This is a genomic window from Achromobacter xylosoxidans (genome assembly GCF_002192695.1).
Taxonomy (GTDB): Bacteria; Pseudomonadota; Gammaproteobacteria; order Burkholderiales; family Burkholderiaceae_B; genus Achromobacter; species Achromobacter xylosoxidans_C.
The window spans coordinates 1-1,390 of sequence record NZ_MTLG01000024.1 but is presented as its reverse complement, the minus strand read 5'-3'; the positions used below and the strand labels follow the sequence as shown (position 1 = coordinate 1,390).

Here is a 1,390-nt window from a genome sequence, read left to right as displayed (position 1 = left end):
CTTTCGCCTCGGCGACCTGTGGGGCGATGCGTACATCCGCGACAAGGGTGAGCACAAGGGCCAGGCCGCCGCGTCCCTCAAGGCGCGACTGCTCAAGGCCGAGCCGCTCGACCGGGCCGAACTGGCTTCGATCAAGCAGCACGAGCTGATCACCCGCGGCATCGGCTACCTCAGCCGTCCGAAGGACGTCACCCGCAAGGATGGCGATCCGTTCCTGTCGTGCAGCGTCGCGGCGCTGGCCGGGCCTGTCGGTGAACCGGAATATCGGTACTTCGACACCATCGTCGCTACCCCTGAAGCCGAGCACCTGGTTCGCCGGTGCGTGCAGGCCATCGAAGGGGACCGCAAGGTGCTGATCGCCTTCCGTCTGAACGACATGAAGATCGATCCGTACATCCGCACCAAAGGCGAGCGCGCCGGGGAACCGGGAGCGAGCCTTGAATCGACACTGGTCCACATCGGTCTCATCAAGATCGACGGCACCCAGGTCTATCCGACGAGCCAGGCGAAAGCCGAGGCGCCGCAGGCCGAGGACGCACCCGCGCCCGAAGCCGAGGTTGCCGCCGAAACCGCTGCCGACCAGCCTGCCGAACCCGCCGAGCGCGAGCCGGAAGGTGAAGCCGAGGAGCAGGAGCCGGAACTGGCTGCTTCGTTCTGATCCGGCATGGCCCCTCACGGGGCCTTGCCTTTTTCCTATTTCCCAAGGAGAACCATCATGGCAGCCACATCGGCACCTACGAGATCAGTCCTGCCCATCGTCGTCCCGGGCCAGCTCACGTTGCGGACCATCCGCGGCAAGAACGGCCCGTTCACGGTCGGTCGTCTGACCACCCCCATCGGCGAGTTCGCCGTCAAGGACGCGGAGCTGGAGCAGTACCCCGAAGGCAAGTACGACGGGGAATTCGTCATTCGCTATATCTTCGCCAAGTCCTATCCGGTCGCGGGCGGCGCGCGGTTTGAAGTTCGCGCCAACCTCGACGGTATGACGCTCAACGGCATCGACAAACTGAGCCGTGACGAGGCCCGCAGCTTCGCCACCCAGGAGGTCGATCCCCTTGACGAAGAGCAAGGGACGCAGCCTGCGGCAACGCCGGCCAAACCTGCCAAAACATCCAGGCCCGCCAAGCCCGCCCCCGTGCTGGCGTCCGCGGACCCGCTGGTCGATACCACGCCCTTCGGTGTGGATGCGCCGACACCCACTGCGGCTGCTGCCCCCGGCAGCACCGAAGATGGCGACGCTCCACTGTTCGGCCTGCTGTGGCCGCTGGGAGAATCCGTAAAGCTGGATTCGACCATCGACCGCCGCACCCTGCGCGCGCAGATCGTTCGCCTGGGCGAACTTGGCTACGCGCTGGACTTCAAGACGCAGGAGTGGAGCCGCCAGGCCGAA

At 65.9% G+C, this 1,390-nt stretch carries 2 protein-coding genes; both read left to right on the top strand.

The features are described 5' to 3' along the window. Window positions 1–658: DUF3577 domain-containing protein (locus BRO63_RS04360; protein ID WP_088138654.1), on the top strand; the 658-nt coding region annotated here is incomplete at its 5' end. A 57-nt stretch (window positions 659–715) separates the two neighbouring features. Then, window positions 716–1,390 (top strand): DUF3275 family protein (locus BRO63_RS04355; RefSeq protein ID WP_088138655.1); only part of this gene is annotated, 675 nt, incomplete at its 3' end.